This is a genomic window from Dyadobacter psychrotolerans, from assembly GCF_004349265.1.
Classification (GTDB): Bacteria; Bacteroidota; Bacteroidia; order Cytophagales; family Spirosomataceae; genus Dyadobacter; species Dyadobacter psychrotolerans.
In genome coordinates this window covers 279,006-300,266 of sequence record NZ_SMFL01000008.1, presented here as the reverse complement: position 1 = coordinate 300,266, position 21,261 = coordinate 279,006, and the positions used below count along the sequence as shown (strand labels likewise).

The 21,261-nt window shown below is 42.0% G+C and carries 21 protein-coding genes; 1 reads left to right on the top strand and 20 read right to left on the bottom strand.

The window, feature by feature from the left end; translation table 11 throughout:
- The 8 genes from tnpA to E0F88_RS34565 form a co-directional block, all read right to left on the bottom strand.
- Nucleotides 1–226, bottom strand: a 226-nt coding sequence (tnpA, locus tag E0F88_RS21615) for an IS66 family insertion sequence element accessory protein TnpA (protein WP_131959853.1), incomplete at its 3' end; no start/stop codon positions are given.
- A gap of 99 nt (nt 227–325) precedes the next feature.
- On the bottom strand, nt 326–1,315 hold the full coding sequence (locus E0F88_RS21610; RefSeq protein WP_131960354.1) for a sensor histidine kinase: 990 nt from the start codon (nt 1,313–1,315) through the stop codon (nt 326–328).
- 299 nt (nt 1,316–1,614) lie between these two features.
- On the bottom strand, nt 1,615–2,259 hold the full coding sequence (locus E0F88_RS21605; RefSeq protein WP_131960353.1) for a LuxR C-terminal-related transcriptional regulator: 645 nt from the start codon (nt 2,257–2,259) through the stop codon (nt 1,615–1,617).
- 690 nt (nt 2,260–2,949) lie between these two features.
- On the bottom strand, nt 2,950–3,690 hold the full coding sequence (locus tag E0F88_RS21600; protein ID WP_131960352.1) for an SDR family oxidoreductase: 741 nt from the start codon (nt 3,688–3,690) through the stop codon (nt 2,950–2,952).
- A gap of 84 nt (nt 3,691–3,774) precedes the next feature.
- Nucleotides 3,775–4,743 (bottom strand): helix-turn-helix domain-containing protein, encoded by a 969-nt coding sequence (locus E0F88_RS21595; protein WP_229213864.1) that lies wholly within the window; start codon nt 4,741–4,743, stop codon nt 3,775–3,777.
- Between the two features lie 56 nt (nt 4,744–4,799).
- Nucleotides 4,800–5,699: a helix-turn-helix domain-containing protein gene (locus E0F88_RS21590; protein WP_131960351.1), complete on the bottom strand. Its 900-nt coding sequence runs from the start codon at nt 5,697–5,699 to the stop codon at nt 4,800–4,802.
- 159 nt (nt 5,700–5,858) lie between these two features.
- Entirely contained in the window at nt 5,859–6,698 is an 840-nt protein-coding gene (locus tag E0F88_RS21585) for an oxidoreductase (protein WP_310589729.1), read from the bottom strand.
- Nucleotides 6,699–7,107: 409 nt separating this feature from the next.
- A complete protein-coding gene (locus E0F88_RS34565; protein ID WP_262709897.1) occupies nt 7,108–7,242 on the bottom strand; it encodes a hypothetical protein in 135 nt (44 codons plus the stop codon).
- Between E0F88_RS34565 and E0F88_RS21580 the strand changes: the two genes are divergently transcribed.
- Entirely contained in the window at nt 7,241–7,879 is a 639-nt protein-coding gene (locus tag E0F88_RS21580; protein ID WP_165940127.1) for a LuxR C-terminal-related transcriptional regulator, read from the top strand. The two genes, E0F88_RS34565 and E0F88_RS21580, sit on opposite strands and share 2 nt — an antisense overlap.
- 45 nt (nt 7,880–7,924) lie before the next feature.
- On the opposite strand, the gene E0F88_RS21575 is transcribed toward E0F88_RS21580, so the two are convergent.
- From E0F88_RS21575 to E0F88_RS21520, 12 genes are all read right to left on the bottom strand, one after another.
- On the bottom strand, nt 7,925–10,000 hold the full coding sequence (locus E0F88_RS21575) for a right-handed parallel beta-helix repeat-containing protein (protein ID WP_131960348.1): 2,076 nt from the start codon (nt 9,998–10,000) through the stop codon (nt 7,925–7,927).
- 27 nt (nt 10,001–10,027) lie between these two features.
- A complete protein-coding gene (locus E0F88_RS21570; protein ID WP_229213863.1) occupies nt 10,028–10,648 on the bottom strand; it encodes an HD domain-containing protein in 621 nt (206 codons plus the stop codon).
- Nucleotides 10,649–10,714: 66 nt separating this feature from the next.
- The gene (locus tag E0F88_RS21565; protein WP_131960347.1) at nt 10,715–11,413 is read right to left on the bottom strand and encodes a DUF4097 family beta strand repeat-containing protein; all 699 of its coding nucleotides are present in this window, start codon (nt 11,411–11,413) and stop codon (nt 10,715–10,717) included.
- 22 nt (nt 11,414–11,435) lie between these two features.
- Nucleotides 11,436–12,215, bottom strand: a complete 780-nt coding sequence (locus E0F88_RS21560; protein ID WP_131960346.1) for a DUF4097 family beta strand repeat-containing protein — start codon at nt 12,213–12,215, stop codon at nt 11,436–11,438.
- Between the two features lie 79 nt (nt 12,216–12,294).
- Nucleotides 12,295–13,074 carry a HEAT repeat domain-containing protein gene (locus E0F88_RS21555; RefSeq protein WP_131960345.1) on the bottom strand — a complete coding sequence of 260 codons (780 nt, stop codon included), beginning with the start codon at nt 13,072–13,074 and terminating at the stop codon, nt 12,295–12,297.
- Nucleotides 13,058–13,573 carry a GFO_1088 family ECF-type sigma factor gene (locus E0F88_RS21550; RefSeq protein ID WP_131960344.1) on the bottom strand — a complete coding sequence of 172 codons (516 nt, stop codon included), beginning with the start codon at nt 13,571–13,573 and terminating at the stop codon, nt 13,058–13,060. The genes E0F88_RS21555 and E0F88_RS21550 overlap by 17 nt, the downstream gene beginning before the upstream one ends.
- 94 nt (nt 13,574–13,667) lie before the next feature.
- Complete coding sequence (locus E0F88_RS21545; protein WP_131960343.1) at nt 13,668–14,429, bottom strand: hypothetical protein; 762 nt, start codon at nt 14,427–14,429, stop codon at nt 13,668–13,670.
- Nucleotides 14,429–15,025: a DUF5034 domain-containing protein gene (locus E0F88_RS21540; protein ID WP_131960342.1), complete on the bottom strand. Its 597-nt coding sequence runs from the start codon at nt 15,023–15,025 to the stop codon at nt 14,429–14,431. Before E0F88_RS21540 ends, E0F88_RS21545 begins: the two co-directional genes overlap by 1 nt.
- 49 nt (nt 15,026–15,074) lie before the next feature.
- On the bottom strand, nt 15,075–16,046 hold the full coding sequence (locus tag E0F88_RS21535; RefSeq protein ID WP_131960341.1) for a carotenoid biosynthesis protein: 972 nt from the start codon (nt 16,044–16,046) through the stop codon (nt 15,075–15,077).
- A gap of 150 nt (nt 16,047–16,196) precedes the next feature.
- Entirely contained in the window at nt 16,197–18,089 is a 1,893-nt protein-coding gene (locus E0F88_RS21530) for a CocE/NonD family hydrolase (RefSeq protein WP_229213862.1), read from the bottom strand.
- Nucleotides 18,086–19,693 carry an alpha/beta hydrolase-fold protein gene (locus E0F88_RS21525; RefSeq protein ID WP_131960340.1) on the bottom strand — a complete coding sequence of 536 codons (1,608 nt, stop codon included), beginning with the start codon at nt 19,691–19,693 and terminating at the stop codon, nt 18,086–18,088. Before E0F88_RS21525 ends, E0F88_RS21530 begins: the two co-directional genes overlap by 4 nt.
- Before the next feature lie 180 nt (nt 19,694–19,873).
- The gene (locus E0F88_RS21520) at nt 19,874–21,253 is read right to left on the bottom strand and encodes a RagB/SusD family nutrient uptake outer membrane protein (RefSeq protein ID WP_131960339.1); all 1,380 of its coding nucleotides are present in this window, start codon (nt 21,251–21,253) and stop codon (nt 19,874–19,876) included.
- Nucleotides 21,254–21,261: the final 8 nt, after the last annotated feature.

Genomic DNA, 21,261 nt, shown 5'->3' with positions numbered 1-21,261 from the left:
TTGGGTAGACAATCTGGCAAGAATCATTTGATGCGGATTGTTGGCCTGATATCTGAACAAAGCCACCTACCTTTTCGACAGGCAACCGCGCGGCCAACTTTTCTTTTCCCGCCCAGTAACCAAATTTGGCTACCGTGATGCCATGTGGCTTGCAAAATTCACTCTGGGTTAGCCCACTTTTACGCCATTCCCTTACTAATTTGAACATCTCTTCCGACTGATCCATTTTGATTGGTTTTTAAGTCAAAAGTAAAAACCACGTTTCTCTTAAGAAATATGTGGTTCATAGGATGCTTACGTATCAACTCAGGGAAATAGCATGTTTTCACACCGGGATTTCCACTACCATTTCTGTTCCACCGTCATCCGATTTAATGTTCACAATTCCTTCAATGCCTCTCACACGGTCATGTATGGATTTTAGACCCAGTCCTTTTGCCACGAGTTCAGTATTAAACCCCTTTCCATCATCTTTGATATGCATAACAAGGGCATTTACTTCCCTGTAAAGCATAATGCTGATTTTACTCGCTTTGCTGTGTTTGATCACGTTCACAACCGCTTCCTGCACAATACGCAAAAGTTCAATTTTTACGTGGTGGGAAATATTTTTCAGAGAATGATCATCAATCACAATTTCGGTTTCAAACAATTCCTGTGGCAACGCATTTTCCAAAATAGCATCAATTCTTTCCGAAAATGACGCCTCTTCACCTTCCTCAGCAAGCTTGTAAAATCCATGGCTTTTAAGACGTATGTCCCGGTAAGCAAGATCCAAAATTCTTGCAATAATTTCCAGTCGTCGGTTTTGTGCTGGAGATTCGCACTGCAGCATTTCCTGGTCGAGCCGTAATTTCGCAGATGCCAACAGGCCTGCCACATCATCGTGCAGTTCCATTCCAAACCTTTTTTGCTCCATTTGCTTTTCAAGCCGGTTGCGTTCCTGAAGTTCCGCAATTTGTATCTGGCTTGCCAGGTTAAGCTTATCGATTTTGCTCTGTGCAAGCTGCTCTGCCTGAATCTGCCTGATTTTTAATTTCTTTTCCCTGTGATAAATAAATAAGATCAGAACGGCCAGACTTAGTAAAGAAATTATGTTTATCGACACTGTAAGATTTCGTTCGATTTCGCTGGCTATGTTCCGGTTTTCCAATTCTTTAACCCGGGATTTTTCGCTTATTACCGTCGCAGGAATTGCCGCTTTGCTATCCGAAAAACTGCGCCAAAGGTTACTGCCGGTTCGGGCAAAAGACGAAGTTGTCGTAAATACCAGGACACAAACAAAGAAGAAGATCAAAAACCGCGGTTTACGCATACATCGTCAGTAGATTGATATCAGAACGCCAATAGCAATGTTTTTGAATATTTTATCCACCCGGTTAACATAAAACAATTCACAAAAAATGAAGTTTGAAGGCAACCCACCATGTTTTGCACTGCAAAAACAGACAGCGTCAGGCATGAACGCATTAGAACGGCAACATAAAGTTTAACGATTAACACTAAATACAAATGGAGGTGTAGAACTATTTTATTTCGAATAAGCAAAATTTATTCTACAAAAGGAAATTTTTGGTTGATTTAATAAAATATAGATAGTCGATGACCGCAGTTCTATATCAGTTTATTCCTGTATGCGTAACCTACTAATTCCGAAGCGGTATGCAACTCGAGTTTCTTCATAATATTTCTCCGGTGGGCCATTACGGTGTACGGACTTATATGCAGCAGCTCTGCGGTATTACGCACATTATGCCCGGCTGCCACCAGTTTTAATACTTCCAGTTCTTTGTTGGTAAGATGTTCAGCCGGACTGACCGACTGACCTGCTATCAGTTCAGCACTGAGATCCGAGCTAATAAATTTTTTCCCTATATAAGTTTTTTCCAAAGCCATCTTTAACTCATAACTATTGGTTCCCTTGGAAAGATAGGCGTCAGCACCCATGTCAATATATGTTTTTACCATGCGTAAATCCATAATACTGCTGACGATCAGGATCGATAATCCGGAAACATTTTTTTTGCAGTAGGTAATAAATTCTCCCACATTACTTCCGGGTATCATGAGATCAGCGATCAGGAACCGATAATTTTGCAGCGTCAATTCTTTCTTTGCGTCTTCTGTACGCTTGAAATAGCTAATTTGGGCCCCCGGAATTATTTGTTCCAGCATCAACTGCAGAGACTGAGCAAATAACTCATGATCATCCAGCAGCATAATTTTACAAGATGGCAAAAAAGTATCTTCTCCGGTCATTTCAGTAATTTTTGTACAAAGTTGTTTAGTACCAAAACATAATGCAATAGACTGCACAGACTATTTCCTAAGTTATTTCAACTAAAAAAAACAGTTTTACAAGTCTATTGCAGGAACTAAGTAATTAGGCAAACTTTGTGATGAAGAAACAAATAAATTCTATCTGTTTCTTCATTTTTACTATAATTCTAAAGAAAACCCGTCACAGATAATACAGGGGAAACTTTGTATCATTTAATATCAGGACAAACAAAAATAAAATAAATCGAAATTCATCGTATACAAATCAGCGTTTAAACCAAAAAATTATCAGGTTTATAGAAGTAAATAAAGTAACCCATATCAGTGTAACAATCCATTCATTTTTACAATAATTTTTGTATCGATCAGCGGGATACCAAACAAGTTTTTCGAAGCAGCGGAGCTATCTATGAATAAGGATAACTCGTCTTACAGGAATTATGTCAACAGCTGTAACTGTTTGCATAAAACGAATTGTGCTATTCCAAATACGGGAGAAGTCTCCGTTTAACTAATTAAATAAGAAATTCACCTGTTTCATTTAAGAAACAGGCAAAAGATAATAACCAATAATGTTGAGTAATACCTACAGCCTTCCCATGATTTGGGAAGGCCGTTTTTTTGTCTTTGCCAGCAGAATAAGAATGATGAACTTAACGAATAACGCAACTAGGCCATTCCGCCGTTTACACCGATGTTTTGAGCATTAATCCATTTTGCAGCGTCACTGGCAAGGAACAGAACAATTTCAGAAATGTCCTCAGGCTCTCCGATACGGTTAAAAGGAGACAGCGATGCAAGACGACTAATTACTTCTTCTGATTTTCCATTGGTAAAAAGTTCTGTGTTCGTTGGGCCGGGAGACACAGAATTGACATTGATTCCTCTTGAACCCACTTCCTTTGAAAACACGCGTGTCAATTGTTCAACCGCTGCTTTGGTAGCTACATAGGTTCCATAACCCGGAAGCATAATCCGGTTTACGGACGTTGAAAAATTGATGATACTCCCATTGTCTGCAAGTCGCGTTGCTGCTTCACGCATGGTATTAAACGTACCTCTGACATTAGTATCAAACTGCCGGCTGAACTCTTCGTCGGTTGTGTCTTTGATTAATTTGGTGATCATGATACCGGCATTGTTTACCAGCACGTCGATTTTCCCAAAGTGTTCAATGATTACATCAAACATCTTTTTTACAGCTTCTGAGTTACTTACATCTGCCTGCAAGGCAATTGCTTCTCCGCCTGCCTCGATGATTTTAGCAACGGTTTTATCCGCAGCTTCCTTACTGCCCGCGTAATTGACAATTACTTTTGCTCCGGCTCCGGCAAGTTTTAGTGCAATTTCTGCACCAATTCCCCTTGATGCCCCGGTTATTAATATCACTTTTTCTTTTAATGTGCTCATGGTTTCTTTCATTTAACTACAGTACAAAAGAACAACACACAGCCTTGAAAAAAGGACGTTTTACACAGCATTACATACGAATTTCTAAGAAACAGATATTTTGTGCTGCTTTCTGAACAGAACCGGAGAAAGATCAGTATGTTTTTTGAAGTAACTGCTGAAATGGGTAGACTCCGAAAAACCCAGTTTATAGGCAATTTCCTTTATTGATACCGAAGAATTTTGAAGCATGGCCCGCGCTTCGGCAATTGTTTTTTCCGTAATCCAGGTTCCAATGGACTTGCCGGTTTTACTTTTAATTACATTGCTGAGATAATTGGGGTGAAGACTTTGCGAATCCGCATAATCCTGTACGCGAAAAACATTTTGAACAGCTCCGCCGCTAACATCACGATAATGTTTTTCCAGCAGCATTTTAAAGTTTTTTACAATCTGCGAACTGCGGTCTCCTTCATAAATCGGGTTATAATCTTCCCAAAAGTATTCTTTAATTTTAAGTAAAATCACCACAAACAAGTTACCGATCATCCGGTTCCGATATGGAGAATTAGAAAAATATTCTTTACAGATTAATTGATATAGCTGCTCAAACTCAGCAAAAATGTCGGGCGTCAAAACTCTCGGAGGCACGGTTTCAGCCAGCAGAAAAGGAAACTCTTCGAAAATATCGGGATGCACATTCTCTTTTAAAAAGGATTCACTCAGCGTGATCAGGTAAATGTCTTTGATTTGGTCCCAATGAAAAGATTTGTAATGCCCCGGATTGGTGAAATAGACAGTCCCTGGTTTGGTTTCAAATATTTTATCATCGGTCGTATACTTGCCAGTCGCATTTTTTACAAATACAAAGGAAAAGAAATTGGCCCGGTAGACTATGGATTTGTAAGGAACGCTGCCATGAATATCCAGTAAATTATGAATTGTAAAGTCTGTCTTTTCGTCAATTTGATCAACAGGCAATCCCATGTGGGTATACTGATCGAAAAGGTTATTAAAAATCAAAATCTTTTCCGTCTGCTTCATTCCGGTATTGATGGCAAGTGTATTTATCATTTTGGCAGAAACAAAAATCAACGTTCCGGCGGAAAGTCTTGGACAAATCAACCAAACTAACCCCTAAATGCAGAAGGGGGCTGACTGGTTTGTTTTTTAAAAAAATGATTAAAATGCGCAGGCTCCTCAAAACCCAGGCAGTAACTTATCTCCGAAATATTCCAGTTCGTGTGTTTTAATAAAGCTTTTGCTTCTCCTGTGAGCCTTTCGTAAATATGCTCGGATGTCGTTTTACCGGTAGTGGTCCGGATCGCCCGATTCAGATGGTTAACGTGAACAGTAAGTTTCTCTGCAAAGTCTTTGGCCGACCTGAGTGCAAACCGCTGATTTGGCGTTTCAATTGGAAACTGGCGTTCCAACAATTCTGTAAAAACCGCTGTGATCCTGGTATTTGCATCAACGTGTTGATAGAGATTTTCGGTCGGCTGTAATTTCAATGCATAATGGATCATTTCTGTTATGTAATTCCGGATCAGGTCATATTTATAAACATAGTCGGAACCGATCTCTTCAATCATTTTCTCAAAAATACCCGATACATGGTTGTCCTGAGCCGCATTGAGTACATATCCCGGCTTACCGCCCGGAGTAAACATGGGCAGCTCACGAATACTACCCCGCAGGTGCCCCGCAAAAAATGCTTCCTTGAAAATGCAAAAGTACCCCGTCGAATCCTCAGACAGCGATTCAAATGTGTATGGAACATCCGGATTAAAAAACAGCAGCGTAGTACCGGATACCTCAATACTTTTATCGGCGTAGTGATAAATGTGCCGGCCGCGCATCAACGAGAATTTAAAGAAGTCTCTTCTGCTGTAATTTATTGGGGTTTTTCCGGCTCCGAGGCAATCTTCCATCCGAAAAACATTAAAATGTCCGATATCCTTTTTCAGGTTTTCGGGCATCCAGTTAAATTTTTGCTGATAAAAATCTTCAAGTGTTTCAGTCTGAGCCATATTGTAAAATTAAAACAATTTCAATTACACACCTTCATACTTAATACATAGTTTTTTCTTCTTCCAGGTCTGTCAATCATTTGCAGCAAATTCTTTTATTTACAGCAAGCAAAACCAGCCGGCGCCAACCGACTGGTATGTACCTCCTAAGTGTGCATATTAATTAAAACCTGTGGAAACAGCAAGTGTTTTTACTTTGTCCATATCCTGCTGAACCATGGCAATTTTGGCATTTGCAAAATCATAGGCATCCTGTCCCAGAAACAGGTGAAGCGGTGGTTCCGGCATGTTTGCAACTTCAATAAATGCAGCGGCAGCTTTTTCAGGATCGCCATTTTGGTTTCCGTTATAACTGTTTTGATGCGTATCCTGCGAAGCCCGCACATTCGTATACTCAGCAATTTCATTCTTCGGAACATTCAGTGACGATTCTTCCAGAAAATTAGTCCGGAAATATCCCGGAGAAACAATGGTTACGTGAATACCAAAAGGCTTCACATCTTCATAAAGCGATTCTGAGAAACCATGTACCGCAAATTTCGTGGCACAGTAACTACCGAATCCGGGAAACAAGCCTGTGAAACCGCCAATGGATGAAATGTTAAAAATATGTCCCGACTTTTGCTTGCGTAAATAAGGCATCGCTTTTCTGATCACATTGATCGAACCGAAAACATTGATATCAAAATTCTGTCTTATTTCTGCATCGGTCAATTCTTCCAGAGCACCGGTCAAACCATAGCCAGCATTATTTACAATCACATCTACCTGACCAAAGTGTGTAACGGTATCTTTAATAGCCTGCTCAATGCTCTTCTCGTCTGTCAGGTTCATAGCAAGTGGCAAAAAAACGTTTCTGTCAGCCTCAACAGCTTCTTGCAGTTCAATGATATTTCTGGATGTAGCCGCGACCAAATAACCTTCGCCAAGCAATTTTTTTACCAATGAAAGTCCCAAACCTTTTGATGCGCCAGTTATAAACCATACTTTCTTTTCCATGATCTTCTTTGTTTAAATTTGTTTTTTGTTTCTGATGCATCAAAGGTAGCCGGTGTATCAAATCCGGTTCTTATCAGTTACAAACAGATACTTGTATAATTCAAACAATTATCGAAAACACAACGTAGCACTAATGGACAAAAGAATCATTTCCATTCCCTATCCAAAAAAAACGAACTATTTCGGGAGAGAAGATTAACTAAAATCTTAATCCGACTGTACTTGTTATTCTACCTATTTATATCTTTATTGAACGACAAATTTATATAAGAGATGCTTACAGCATTTTTTGTATGATCTCGTATTCTACAACATTTGTAAGTAGAACTAAAAAGCACAGATAATCTTCCCGGCAGGAAGAAGATTCCAATCCTGTCCGGCAAAGTTTTCTGTAATACTTTACTCATCATTATACTTCAAAGAGTCTTTCTTCCTGCGTCATGACCGGTGCTGAAAGGAAAGTTATGCCGGGCAGTTTAACCTGTCCTGGTATTAAAAGTATTAAAACGCTAACCTTATTTCCATCTTCATCAATAAATGTCATGATATTAAAAATTGCTTTGATCGACAGCCATCCGATCATGCGTAAAGGCTTGGCCATTGTTCTTCACGAGTATTTCAAAGAAGTAAAGATTTATGAACTTGATAACACCGACGGTGATCCTGACCTGCATTCTGCCGCTCAGCCGGATCTGGTGATTTTAGGTTTGAATACCAATAACAAAAAAAACTGTCTGGAAATAACCCGTAACCTAAAAAGGCAAATTTCTGAAATACCGCTGATCGTTTATGATGAGAATGAGACATTAAATCTCACCATCCCGTATTTCAGATCCGGCGTCAGTGGTTATTTTCTAAAAAAGAACAACGCTTCCGAAATGATCAATTGTTTAAAAACGGTTCTTTCCGGCAAATTCTACATCTGTCCTGTATTGACTCAGTTATTATTCGAACATCTGGTTGTGGATGGAAAAACTGCATCAAAAAAAATGGAAGTACTCACAACCCGCGAACTGGAAATTGCTGTTTATTTGTGTGAAGGAATGGGAACGTCGATGATTGCAAAAAAACTGGAACGGAAGGCGTCAACCATCAGCACAATTAAAAACAGTATTTTCCGAAAAATGAAGGTGAACAACATTATTGACCTTAGAAAACGGATTCCCGTAAATCCTGCCTAACCTCAGGTCCTGCGTTATTTTGAAGTATATGGACAACCGTATTTGTTATCTTGAGGCGGGTCCCACGTTTTGCATCTCAATTTGTTTAAAACCAACTTTAAAGGCAGGAGAACCTGCCTTTAAACGGAAATTGAATTTTGCAGCATCTTCAAAAAGCGGATCGGTATAAACCGAATGAACATCTTTGCCACGTGCTCTCCATTGCAGTAAATCCTGTTTGCCAAATTCAACCGAATCAACAGGCATGCCGGGATTAAAAAAGATGTTATAGTCCATATCAAATGTATCGGCAAGTTCTTTGGGCCTTTTCCGGTCAGCAGGAGTCAGATAAAAAGGATAAGCTTTGTCTGTCCAATCACCATCGAAAAGCATCCCTTCCGTCCAGTACATGATGTTATTTGTAAAAAATACACTTTTGTGAGGCTCCGAAACGCTTCGACTTAAAAGCGATAACCTGGAAAGTGCGAAGATGTTATTACGTACAGTGATTTCTTTACTATAATGAATGTTGAAGGCTGCAAACTTGGTATTGTAAACCACATTGTTTTCCACCAGCAGATGAGAAGTTCCTTCGTCCATATAAATCCCCCACCCGCCGTAACCATGCGATTCCACGTCGTGGATCAGATTGTTCCGGATAACGGTTCCGGGTGAAAGACCAAGTGTATAAATAGCCCCCATGTCCGACAGCAATCCCTGACCGATATCATGAATGTGATTGAATTCTACAATGTTATCACGGCTAACACTCGGCTGGTAACCCCAGCTCCACCCAACCGAAATACCGGTATAAAAACCATGATGAATCAGGTTATGCGATATCAGATTGCCATTGGTATGCATCAGTAAAATCCCCACAGCCGAAGGATATATCTCTCCAAAATGCGAAATGACATTGTTCCGGAATTCATTAAACCCGGTACGTTCCAGAGGCGGACTTTCGGCATTACCACCATTTATCCGGAAACCACCCGCGGCAAGGCGTGTAAGTCTGTTTCCGGAAAACAGGTTATATGAACAGCCCTTATCCAGATCAAAGGCAAAATTGCCAATGTTGTTGATCCTGCAATTTTCGAAAGAGGAATTACGTACACCTTTTAATTTGAAAGCGGCCGAAACACCTGCAGAGCCCTGATTATTGTTGACATCGCCGTCGGGAAGAATGAAATTGGTGTGTTCAAACCGAATATTTTTGAAATGTAAATGCTCCACATACTGTTGGGAAATCGGATCGCCGTTTAAAACCATAAGCTGCGGAATGACGGGTGCAATTACTTCTGCCTTAGTCATGTCTTCACCCGGCATAGGCATATAAGAAAGTACGCCGGTAACGCGGTTGAGATACCACTCTCCCGGCGCATCAAGCGCTTCAAAAACGTTTTCTATGATATATCTTGCACCGTCTTTGGTATAATCGTCGGTGAACCGTTTGCCTGTTTTATGTTTGAAAGTGACAATATCAGCAGTTTCATCCACAGACTGAACACGTAAATGTGAGTCTGTCCAGAAATGGTAAACAATTGCTTCTACATCATTAAGGTTTGTCCAGTTGGGATCAATGTCTCCTTTGCCAAATTCAAACCGCTGGCTGCCTTTATCATAACTTACTTCAGCACCTCCATCGGGAAAACCTTTAACCGTATAAAAACCTGTATTGGGTGTATGCGCACGCCTGCGGTTTTGCCCGTTTACCCAGATCTGATGAAAATACCATTGTCCTGCTTTTTCTTTCGGAAGGGTAGTTTTCCAAAGTCCGTTCTGCGTTTTTTTCCAGCCTGTAATTTTTTCACCGCCACTGATCCGGACTCTTTCTCCCGGCATAGCCTGGTAGATTACCGGCATTTGTTCTGTTCCTGAATCTTCCGGACCGAAAACCAGCGGCTCCTTCAATTCATATTCGCCGCCTCTTATCCAAACTTTGAATCCTGTTTTGGGATAACCTTTTATTTTTTCCGTACGAACAGCAATCTGAGCCTGCTTTAAAGTTGCAAACGCATCTCTGGCCGATCTTCCCGAAGCCTTATCATTTCCTCTGGAAGAAACATAAAAAACAACTTCCTGAGCAGCGGAAATCTGACTGATCAACGTACTTAAAAGAAAAAAAAGGATTTTAAATTTCATTACTAAGTGTTGAGAAGCGGTTTATTATTAAGCATTTTGTTTCTTAAGTATCCCACTTTCAACACTGTCATTCAGCAGCTGTTCGGAATAATCCCACAGAGCTTCCGAACCGTTTGCGATGACTTTTTTCTTTTCATAAACCTTCTCAAAACCGACGCCAAATTCCGCCCAGGTTCCTCCGTTGTTGGAAACATTCTGAAGCAGCGGTTCTAGCCGGTCCATAGAACGGGCAAATTTTGCTTCGTCGGTTATTCCTTCTTCAAATTCCTCCCAGATTGCAATCATTTCAGCTGCCTGCTCATCGGGAAGTATTCCAAAAATCCGCTCAGCAGCCAGTCTTTCCTGTATGGTGTTTGAATGACTCTGCACTGTATCATAAATAAAAATGTCCCCCGAATCAATTTCCACGATATCATGGATCAGCACCATTTTTACAACTTTCAAAATATCAACCGGCACATTGGAATGCCCCGACAAAATGATCGCCATCATGGCGAGATGCCAGCTGTGTTCGGCATCATTTTCATTTCTGTCACTGTTCAACAGCTTGGTTTTGCGCTGAATGTACTTCACTTTATCGATCTCTTTGAGAAATTCGATCTGCTTTAATAACTGGTCGTTTTGCATCTGACGAAAATAAAAAACCATTTGCACTGAATCCTGTAAAGTTAAACAGATTCGGTACAAATGGTTTTTCTTAACCGTGAAGTTTAATCAGTCACGTTTCCGCAGGTAGACATTATTACTGATCGATTCAAGCTGCACATCCGGTCCGCCACCGTTTACAGCACCTTTTAGCAGATAACCCACAATCGGGTTTTTCTCGCTTTTATTTTTGAAGCTGATATCCAGATCAGAGTATACTTCGCCGGTGATGGTTTTCATGGCCAGGTTGGCACCTTTGGTTTTAGGCCAGGTCATATCTACAAACCCGCTGATCGTTTTGGCATAAACCGAGGATGTTGCTCCTTGTATATCAATATTTCCGTTAATCGTTTCCAGTTTAAGTTTTGCTTGTTTTGGCAGATAAACCACATAATTGATCTCACTGCACACGTAATGTTTCCCATTGCCGTCAGTGCTCCAGACACTCTTACTATTACCCGGACAATCCTCCGCTTTACCCTGTTTAAGCAATTCCTGATCGAAGTCCGTTTTGAAAGTTATAGCATCATTTGTAGTATTCGAAGTAACAACCAGTCCGTCATTGAGCTTTCCGCCATTTATCGTAACAGAAATCCGAACCGACATTTCCGGCTTATCCCAATAGCGGATCCGAATACTATCAGCAAATTTCAAATTCAGATTTGTCGTCTGCTCCGGGCTCCATGAGATATTTTTATTGATAATCTTTTGAGCAAAAAGCGGGTTTATGAGCAGCCCCAGCAATAAAGAGGTAATGAACGCTTTCATAATTACAGAAGTTTAGGGATGATTATTTTTGTTTGCGGATATAAATATTACTACTGATCGTTTTAAGCTGAATTTCCACACCGCCGCCGTTAGTAGTTCCCTCAATGTTATTGCCTCCTCCTACCTTCGACATCCCGTTTTTCGCATTTTTTACTCCCAAATCAAAATCCGTGTACATTTCGCCATTAATGGAGCGCAGCGTCAGATTAGACTTTGCATTTGCCGGAAGTGACAAATCAATTTCTCCGCTGATTGTAGAAATAGCTGATGGTTTTTCCTGGTTTACTGTCGAATAGACAACTTTTACCTCACCAGCCGTAGTGTTGGCAACGATAGGTCCTGCCACGTTAATCAGATTGATATTTCCTCCATTGGTTTTAACTTCCAGGTCCCCATCCATATTACTTATTGAAATATCAGCTCCCTGCCAATTGGTTTCCTGATATAAAACGGCCACTTTTCGGGGTAGTTTAATGGTGTATTTAACATTCTTTCTGATTGCCTTTTCAATTTTGACACCTCCGCTTTCTGTTGTGACAGAAAGACCAATACCTGAGTTATCAACGGCGCTGTAATAAAGAGGTTTTAGGCCTTTTGCTCTTTCAGGTGGCGCTTCAAATCCGGAAGAAGCCTGGATAATGACCTCATCGCCATTGTATCCTTCTATTTTAATGTCACTCCCGTCCATCTCAATGGTAACCTTCCGGTCCTTGCTGTTGGTGAGTTTTGTTTTGTACTCCTGGGCGAACGAGAGCGTTGTGCTTAACAGGATACCGGCACTTAGAATTAATGATCTTTTCATAGCTAACAGATAAAATATTTATTGGTAAAGACGTAGTTATTCCTTCCTGTGAAGGCTAAATTTTGTTTAATTATTCAAATCAGGTTGATGACTTTTCTTCGGTAACGAGGCGCCCGAGCCCTTCCCTGGCTTTCAGCCTTACGATATCCAGTATATCCTGGTTGGCTGCAATCTGCTGAAACTGATCAACTGCACGTTTTTCCTTTAAAGTTACCAAAGCTTCAATCAGCGTGATCTGGAGGTTTGGATCTGTTTGGATTCCCAAAGATTGTATCAGTGCTTCACTTACTTCCGGTTCATTTTCGAAATAAATTAAAGCCTCACAGGCAGCCAGACGAACGTTAATGTTGGGATCAAAATTTAAGGTATTGATCAAAAGCTGCGTAATTTCCCGGTCTCCTTCTCCAAATTCCAAACTCTGGTTCACGGCCTGAATTCGGTCACTAGCAGATGTAACAGGCATTTGTTCGAAAGCCAGCACTTTTTTTATTTCAGAAGAAGTGTCGCCTAAAATATGTGCAACTTCCGGACTGCCCGGCTGCATCCTGAAATATATCCAACCTCCCCCAAATCCAACCAAAAGCAAAGCTAACCCTGCGGCTATACGCGTAACCCAGCTAGTAAATCTGCGAACGGGTCCCGACTTAGGCGGATCAAGCTTTGCAGCCAGTTTACTGTTAAAACCCATAGAAGGTTGCTGTTCCTTTGCCGATTCAAAATAACCAAATTGAGTAGCATGACTTTTCAGCTCGACAGGCACATTGCCTCCCAAAAAAAACCTCCGAAGGTCCTTTTCTTCTTCCAAAGTCGTTTCGCCGTCATAATATTTCTCAAGTAACTTCTCAATATCCTGATTCATAGTCGTTCTCTTTTACATAATTCTCCCGCAGCTTCAATCTTGCGCGGGAAAGAATCACCCTGATATTGTTAATACTCAGACCAGTAAACTCTTCAATTTCTTCAAAGCTGTATTCTTCTACATCCCGCAAATGAAGCACCAGCTTCTGCTGATCGGGCAGTTCGCCAATCAGCCGATGAATCAATTGATTGCTATCGGCTTGTTCCGTTTGCTGATAAGGCGAAGCATCGCCGGTTTGCACATCGGGCAATTCTTCATGCGTCATTTTTTGTTTGTTATGGGATTTTAGTTTATCCAGACAAACATTACGGATCATTTTTACAGCCAGCGCTTCCAGGCTGTTGTAATTTTCCAGCTGTTCCCGATTTGTCCAGAGCCTTAGCAACACATCCTGCATCGCATCCTCAGCCTCCACACGGCTACGCAGAAAAAGCATCGCCATTCTGAAAAGACGTCCCTGTACCGGAAGTATGCGTTGATTGAAAGCCTGTAAATCCATATCAATGACAAAGACGACTGAGTTGGAGAAACATTACAGGGTTGAAGAAAAAAAATAAAATAACGTTAGGTTTTGCAGCAACGAACCAGGCACTTCATTCCCGCAACAAATCTTCCTCTACCTTTATCCTTCCGATTTTAATTAAAAAACCTAGCCCAAGAGCAATAGAATTTAGTCTGATTTTCTCACTAAATGTTTGTCCTGATTCCTGATTGGTATATAAGTTTGTTAATGTCCTGGATACGGGAAAGTCTTTTCTTGCATGGGAAAACATTGCCTCTGCAGTAAGGCTAAACCTGGACGACAAGGCCCTGCCAACATTGAGTCCGCCGGAAACTAAAAAAAGGTTTAAAGATTCTGAACCCGGCCTGTAAACATCTGAAAAATAATTATTCGTATTTTTTTCTTTTAATGTAAGTTGAATTCGATCTGCTTCAAGTATAAATACTCCTGCTAATAATTTTGGTTTAAAAGACCATTTGTTCTGTTCAATATTATAGAACATACCAAGCCTGAGCTTAACAGTTTCGTAGCCATTAGATACATAATTGTCAGATTTGAAAACGAAAGGATCATTTATGGCCGGTGAAGGCAATTCCAAGTTTTCAACTTTTCTATATACCAAACAAATCCCGATCTGAATATCTGCCTGAATACCAAATTTGTTGTTAAGCTGAACTCCAAATGCTACCGGCTGTCCAAAAACCATGTTCTGATTAAAGTTATAGACCTTTCCTGAACCACCTTTTTTTCCAACAGAAAATTCGTATCCGCCAATCTGACCGATCGACATTCTCTGGGCGAAAGAAATAGAGCTGGTTAAAACAGCAAGTAAAAAAAGAAAACCGTTTCTCATCAGATCAGATTAATTGGAGATGTAGTTTCCTTCAATTCCCGGCCATTATCAAATTTGATTTCAACCCTGAATTGCTGCTTTGGTGAGCCGGGTTTGGTCATGAGCAGTAAATCAACCGAGACATTTTTCTGTTCATCCAGATTATATCCAAAAAGTTCACTATCCAGAATAGTTGAATTTGCATAATAACGATTTAGATAAAACGCCGCAAAATATTCAGTTACATCCGATCCTGATTTGTGATTTTCATTAAAATCATAAATGGATATTATTTTAAGACTTTCAATACGATTTTTTGCCCAATAAGGCGGTGGACAACAGTTATTAGCCTGAGAAGTAGATATAAAAAACGAATTATTAACAGCCGGAACAGCCGCCATGAGGGTTGTGAATTTTATTCTTATGCCGTATGAAGCCTTATTGGTTTCGTTTGTAGATGTCTCAATCGCGTTCTTCCCGCTATTGTCCAAATTGTAAACCAACATTTCATTAAATTTATATTCGTATGGCGGTGGCTCCTCACAGTTACAGCAGGCTAAAATCACCTCCGCCAGCAAAGGCAAAAGACTGAAAAGCAATATCTTTCTTAGTTTCATGAATCGTTGAGTGAGGAGGTAATTAATATAAAAAAACGAAAACTGAAATTCAGAAAACCTGCTCAGAAGCAACCAAATCAACTTCCCTTTTCCTCCATTGCACCAAAGGCAGCAGGTGCAGTACTATACTGATTATGATCAGCATTACCGGAACAATAACCAACATTACATGCTCTTTGTAGAAGTTTTGGGTAAACAAAAAGATCAAAAAGTAAATATGGAAGAAAGCGGGAATGAGCCAGGTGATATATGGCAATCGGGCAAACTGGATTTTGCTTTTTCGTAAACCATTAATCAGCATCAGTGAAAGTACGAAGAGAGCGAATATAAAACGGTGGCGACTGGTGATTCCAAATTGCTGTTTCAGAAAACCATTGACATAAACCAGCATCACATACAACAGGATTTGTGAAACAATTATGGCCAGCACCGGTGCCAGCGCCGGCAATACGGCTGAATTCCGGTTTCTGGAAGCGAACCATTTCTGAAACAGCCTGCTTGCCGAGGAATAGAAAAAGACGACACAAACCCAACCAAAGAAATTACCATACGGTATGCCAAACCAGTCTGCTTTTAGCGGATCGAGTCCCGTTCCTGCCCAGTTCCAGTGCCACATGTGCAGGCGGTAGGCAACGGTATCCATGCTCAGATCGATACTGATGGCGAGCAATGTATCCATTGCAACGCTCGTCCACAAGGTCATCTTCAGTGAATCGGAAAACAGGCGGGCAGTGTACATGATCATTCCCCAGCCAATGCCAATACAAAGCGGAATATCTTTCGGCGCCGTTCCAAACATGATCGTAAACCGGCCATAGATATAACCCAGGTTGTTGACCACATTTACATATTCCAGCAGCAAACCAAAAAGCATCCCGCCAACCAGATAGGCAACATCCCCGACACCGCTTTTAACCGCATGAATAAAACAAAGGACAAACAACAGATATGCCCCGATTTCAACGATCGGATACGCATACGATGGTGCCGGGCCGTATGGGATGCTGGAAAAAGGCAACATTGAAGAAGGGGTTGATGTTTTACAAAACAAAAATAAGCAAATTGTTGGCTTTGTGGCGGTTGTTTGGGAATTGCATTACCGGTATTCCCAAACACAAAAAAAGGCCAGGCAAAACCTGACCTTTTTTAACATCCAATCGTATTACCTAACTTACTTTTCTATCGACTCAACGGAGATGTATGATCCCTTGGGCCCTGATGTATAAATGCGGTGTTTCGCAACCTGGAAATCTTCTTTTGTTGCTTTATAAATATTTACAAACTTCTGAGGGTTTACATCCACCAGCGGGAACCAGGAGCTTTGTATCTGAACCATCATTTTGTGACCTTTTTTAAATGTATGCGCCGCATCCTGCATATCAAAAGACACTTTTTCTTTTTTATTCGGAACCATCGCTTCCGGTTTAGAAAAGCTCCTTCTGAACTTGGCACGCATTACTTCACCGCGGACAAGCAATTGAAATCCACCCATTTGTGTACCCGGGCGCGGACTGTTATTTGGCGCATCATCCGGATAAACATCAATCAATTTTACTACATAATCCGCATCGGTTCCGGTTGTCGAAACCATCAGATTAGCTATCACACCGCCTGAAATGGATACGTTTTCAGTTAAGACATCTGATTCGTAAACCAACACATCAGGGCGGCGCGCTGCGAACCGCTGGTCTTCGTACATAAAATCAGCACCTCTTGAAATCGCAATCTCCGAGGTAAACGGAACCGGTCTTGCAGGATCGCTGGTGTATTCGTCAAACGTTTCTTTTGCGGCCGTTTTTGGCGTAAACGACAACTTCCCGTTTGGTAGCAAATACAGTTTTTTCTCCACTGCACCTTTGGGAGGCCACTGATCATATTTATTCCAGACACTGATACCTGTATCAAAAATATAAGCTTTTGGCAGTTTCGGATCAGGCGTATCTTTCAGGTAATGACTAAAAAAAGGGAATTCGATTTGCTCCTGGTAAAACTGGCTGTTTTTGCCTTCAAACCGAATATTTCCCAAAAACTCTCCTGTCGACCGTACCCATCCGCCATGAATCCAGGGACCCATAATAAGCGTATTTGGCGATTTTGGGTTGTTCTTTTCAATTCCCGCATATGTTTTTAAAGGCCCGTAAAGATCTTCCTGATCAAACCAGCCACCGACCGTCATCACAGCAGGTTTGATGTTTTTAAGATGCGGAACCGGCGTGCGCGATTGCCAGAATTCGTCATACGATTCGTGGTCCATCATCTCATTCCAGATCGCATTCTGGTTCTTCAAAAACTTCTCATTGATGTTTTTAACCGGACCAACATTCTGGTAAAACTTGTAAGCATCCGGTGTGTTGTACTCTGTAAACCGGCCGCCGCCCTTTGTAGTAGGAGCCGGCCGGGGCACACCGAAAGAAGATAAAAATGAAAACGTACCCATGAAAAAGAACGCTCCGTTATGGTGCCGGTCGTCTCCCATAAACCAGTCGGTCACCGGCGCCTGGGGTGAGGCCGCTTTCAGTGCAGGGTGCGCATCGATCATCGTCATGGTTGCATAAAATCCGGGAGCCGAAATTCCATAAGTTCCTACACGTCCATTGTTGTCAGGAATGTTTTTGATAAGCCAGTCGATCGTATCGTAAGTATCCGAGCTTTCATCCACGTCAGATTTGGATTTTTTAACAGGAATATAGGGTCTAACGGCCGTAAAATTACCCTCCGACATGAACTTCCCTCTTACGTCTTGGTAAACGAAAATGTAACCGTCTTTGGCAAAAAGCATGGTCGGGCCCAGCGTTGTTTTATATTCGTCACCATAAGGCACAACGCTGTACGGACTTCTGCTCAGCATAAACGGATACTTTTTTGTTGCCGAAATATCCTTCGGGATATAAATTGAAGTAAATAGTTTTACCCCGTCGCGCATCGGCACCATCTGCTCTACTTTCCGGTAGTGTTCGCGGATGTAAAGTGAATCCTCCTTGTTGGCGAAACGAGCCTGGGCCATCACACCGGCAACCGAAGCCGCCAGCGCCAGAACGAGCATCATCAGTTTTTTCATAATCATTTTCCCTTAGTTTTCTGAATGTGTTTGTCCATGATCATCAGCAACTGCGCATCGGAATAGGGTCTCCATCTGTGTCCGCCCCTGTCGCCGTAGGTGAATGAACCTTTGAAGGCAGGATTGGTGGTTGTCGAAAGAAAATCTTCAAGATGATAAACACCGATATTCAGATAAAAATCATCCATACGGCCTGCTATCACGTTAAGTTTACCCACCAGCTTCGGCCCTACTGTACTCCAGTTTTTTTCCAGATAATAACGCATGTCGTAATGCTCTTTCCAGTATTGCGCAACTGATGGGTCCATCACACCTGTTTTTTTATCAAACAATGGTTTAAAATATCCATCCGCTCCAACAGGACCGAAAACTGCACTCCAGATATCCAGCTGCCCGCCGGAACGGCCTTTTGTTCCGTTCACGAGTTCCATGGTGTTACGCTGCTCAGATGTAAGCAGGATTTCGCCTGTTGGTGCTACGCGTGTATTTGGAATAGGCGCTTTGTACCATTCATGCTGTCTGTAAAATGCGTTTTTATCTTCATAGATATTGATACCCTCCACATTGCGAAAGTCCAGAGGATCCGGGGCAAAAGACCAGGTTCCGCCGTAAAACTCAGGATACAATACCTGAAGAGCAAAAGATTCCCAACCACCTGTTGAGCCGCCGGTCAGCAATCTTGCATAACCCTCGGGAATGCAGCGGAACTGTTTTTCCAGCAAAGGAATCAGTTCTTCATGGATCGCATCACCGTAAGGTCCGTTATTGGCGGTGTTCACTGCATACGAATCGTCGAAATAAGGAGTTGGATGCTGCATAGTGATGGCAATGAAACGCGGCAAAGTGTCGGAAGTCCAAGCTTTGTAAAACTCATTTTTTTCATCCTCTGCAAAACGGAAAGGTGCGCCGGTTGAAAAATGTCCGTGCTGGTAAACTGTCGGATATTTTTTGCCAGGGTTTTCATCATATCCTTTTGGTAAAAGTATGGTTGCCCCAATGTAAATCGGATGTCCCCAGAACTTGGTTAGTTTTTCACTTTTAATCTTAATCCGTTTTACCCATTTGGTATCCTCTGCCACTTTGATCGGAGGAATTACTTTGCTGACGCTCAGTTTTACCGTTTCTGCTTTGGCCGGGTCAACTGTAATTTTCATTACTTCACTGATCAGGTTTTCAGGAGAACGACCCCAGTTTTGGCCTTCCCACTGATCCATGTGCATCCAGACCGTATGGCCATCGGATCTTTTGAATTCGGTGTATTTACTTAAAACTGCCTGCACATAATATTCTTCTTTGGGGATATCACCCATCGCGTTAATCGGATATCCCAGCGTAGAACCATCTACAACAACCGTTTTGCCCGGTCCAAGTTTTTCAAAATCCACTCCAAAAAACTGCGTTCCGTAACGACCGACCTGAAGACGCGGTTCGGTTTCGTTTTTTCTTGAAATGACAAGAAACATCCTGCCCGTAAGCGGCGTGGCACTCAAACTGGCCGGGAATGAAATTTCGAACCTTAGCTTGGCAGGGGCGCTTGTGGCGGTGGCTCCTGAGGCATAAACCTCCACCACCATAAACGCCGTTAAAATGACCAAAAACAATTTATTCATATTGTAAAAGTTGTTGTTTTGAAATACTACCTCACTTATAATTCCTTTGCCGTAGGCAGATTTCGCCGGTAGAAACCATGTTTCGGATTTTACAAGGCGTTCCCATAGGATCGCTTCGTGAATTGACCGATGTATTGCTACCGACGAATTGTGCCTACGCCACAAAACTTGCTCAAAACCCTACTGCGGATTCTTAGCGTCCCATTGAATTTCTGCAAAAGGCCGGATCATTTGTTCGTAAACCATGAAAGTCGGCTGGTCTTTTGGCAATGTTGCCAGACGGCCGTAACGACGCATGTCGAACCAGCGGTGTCCGCCTTCATAAAACAATGAATATCTTCTTTGATTCAGCAATTCATTGATCAGCAGATCCTTATTGGCAACGATTGTTGGTTTGGCAACAGCCAGCGTTTTCAGACCATTGTCAACACGGATTTTATCCAGAGCAATTACCGCCTCTGCAAATTTGCCGGTCTGGATCATTGCTTCTGCATACATCAATATCAGTTCTTCATTACGGATAATGCTGATAGATGCCACGTTTGAAGCAAAAAGAGATACGTCATATTCTCCGTTTATTCCTGATAAAACCCTCGGCGTTGTACGTTTCGTAACCTTCGAAAGCCTTTTGTCTCCCGCCTCGGCATCGGTGATAAAGCTAGCTTGAGCAACAGCAGGACCGGCTGTTGCATTCAGTGTCTGGAACAACGGGTTGGTTGCATCTCCGGCAGTTGTGGAGTAAGTGTAAACAGGTCCTTTTGTAAGCAGACCGTTCAAATCCATGTAGGAAGCACTTAGTGCCGTAAGCACCCCCGCCCAGTTTTGCTGATACATGGCAACTCTTGCGGCAACGGCCCTATTGAACAAAGTAAATGTTGCCGGGGTATCATATCCTGCATAACCGCTGGTCATGGTGAAACCAAATTTTGCTCCGCCTGCTGCAAGATCTGCCGCACCTTCATCCAGTAAACGTTTAATTTCCGTCAATGCAGCTTCATAGGAAACAAACGGGCCTGGTTTCAGCATATCACCCGGGCTGTACAAGTCGGTGTACGAAATCCGGATCCCGTTTTTGTACTGCATATTGAGCATGTGCAGCATGGCAAATGCTTTTACCGTGTTTACATATCCGCTGATCCCTTTCTTTTCCGCGTCCGTAAGTGCTCCTGCAATGGAGTTGTTGGCAGCAATCCTGAAAATCTCGGCGCGGCGGGCTGTTTGCGCGTAATCGGTATAATAACCATTGTAAAGCGTAGTCGCACTGAATCCGCCGTTTGTGGTTCCGAGTAACTCGGTTGTCCAGGTAAGTTCGGTGGATGAAAGCACATACACTTCCCTTCCGATCACACCTGCAGTCCGGCTGATATTGGAAACTCCGTTACGAAATGCAGATTGTATCCCGATTCCCAGCTGATTGATCTGCGTCCTTGAAGCATTGGTGATCACACTTTCTACCGAGGCGTTGTTTGGATCGATAACGTCATCCGTTTCAAAAAAGGAGCATGCGCTAAGCGATAAGGCCAGGGCGGCAGATGCTAAAAATTTTATGTTCATTCTCATGATTTCTC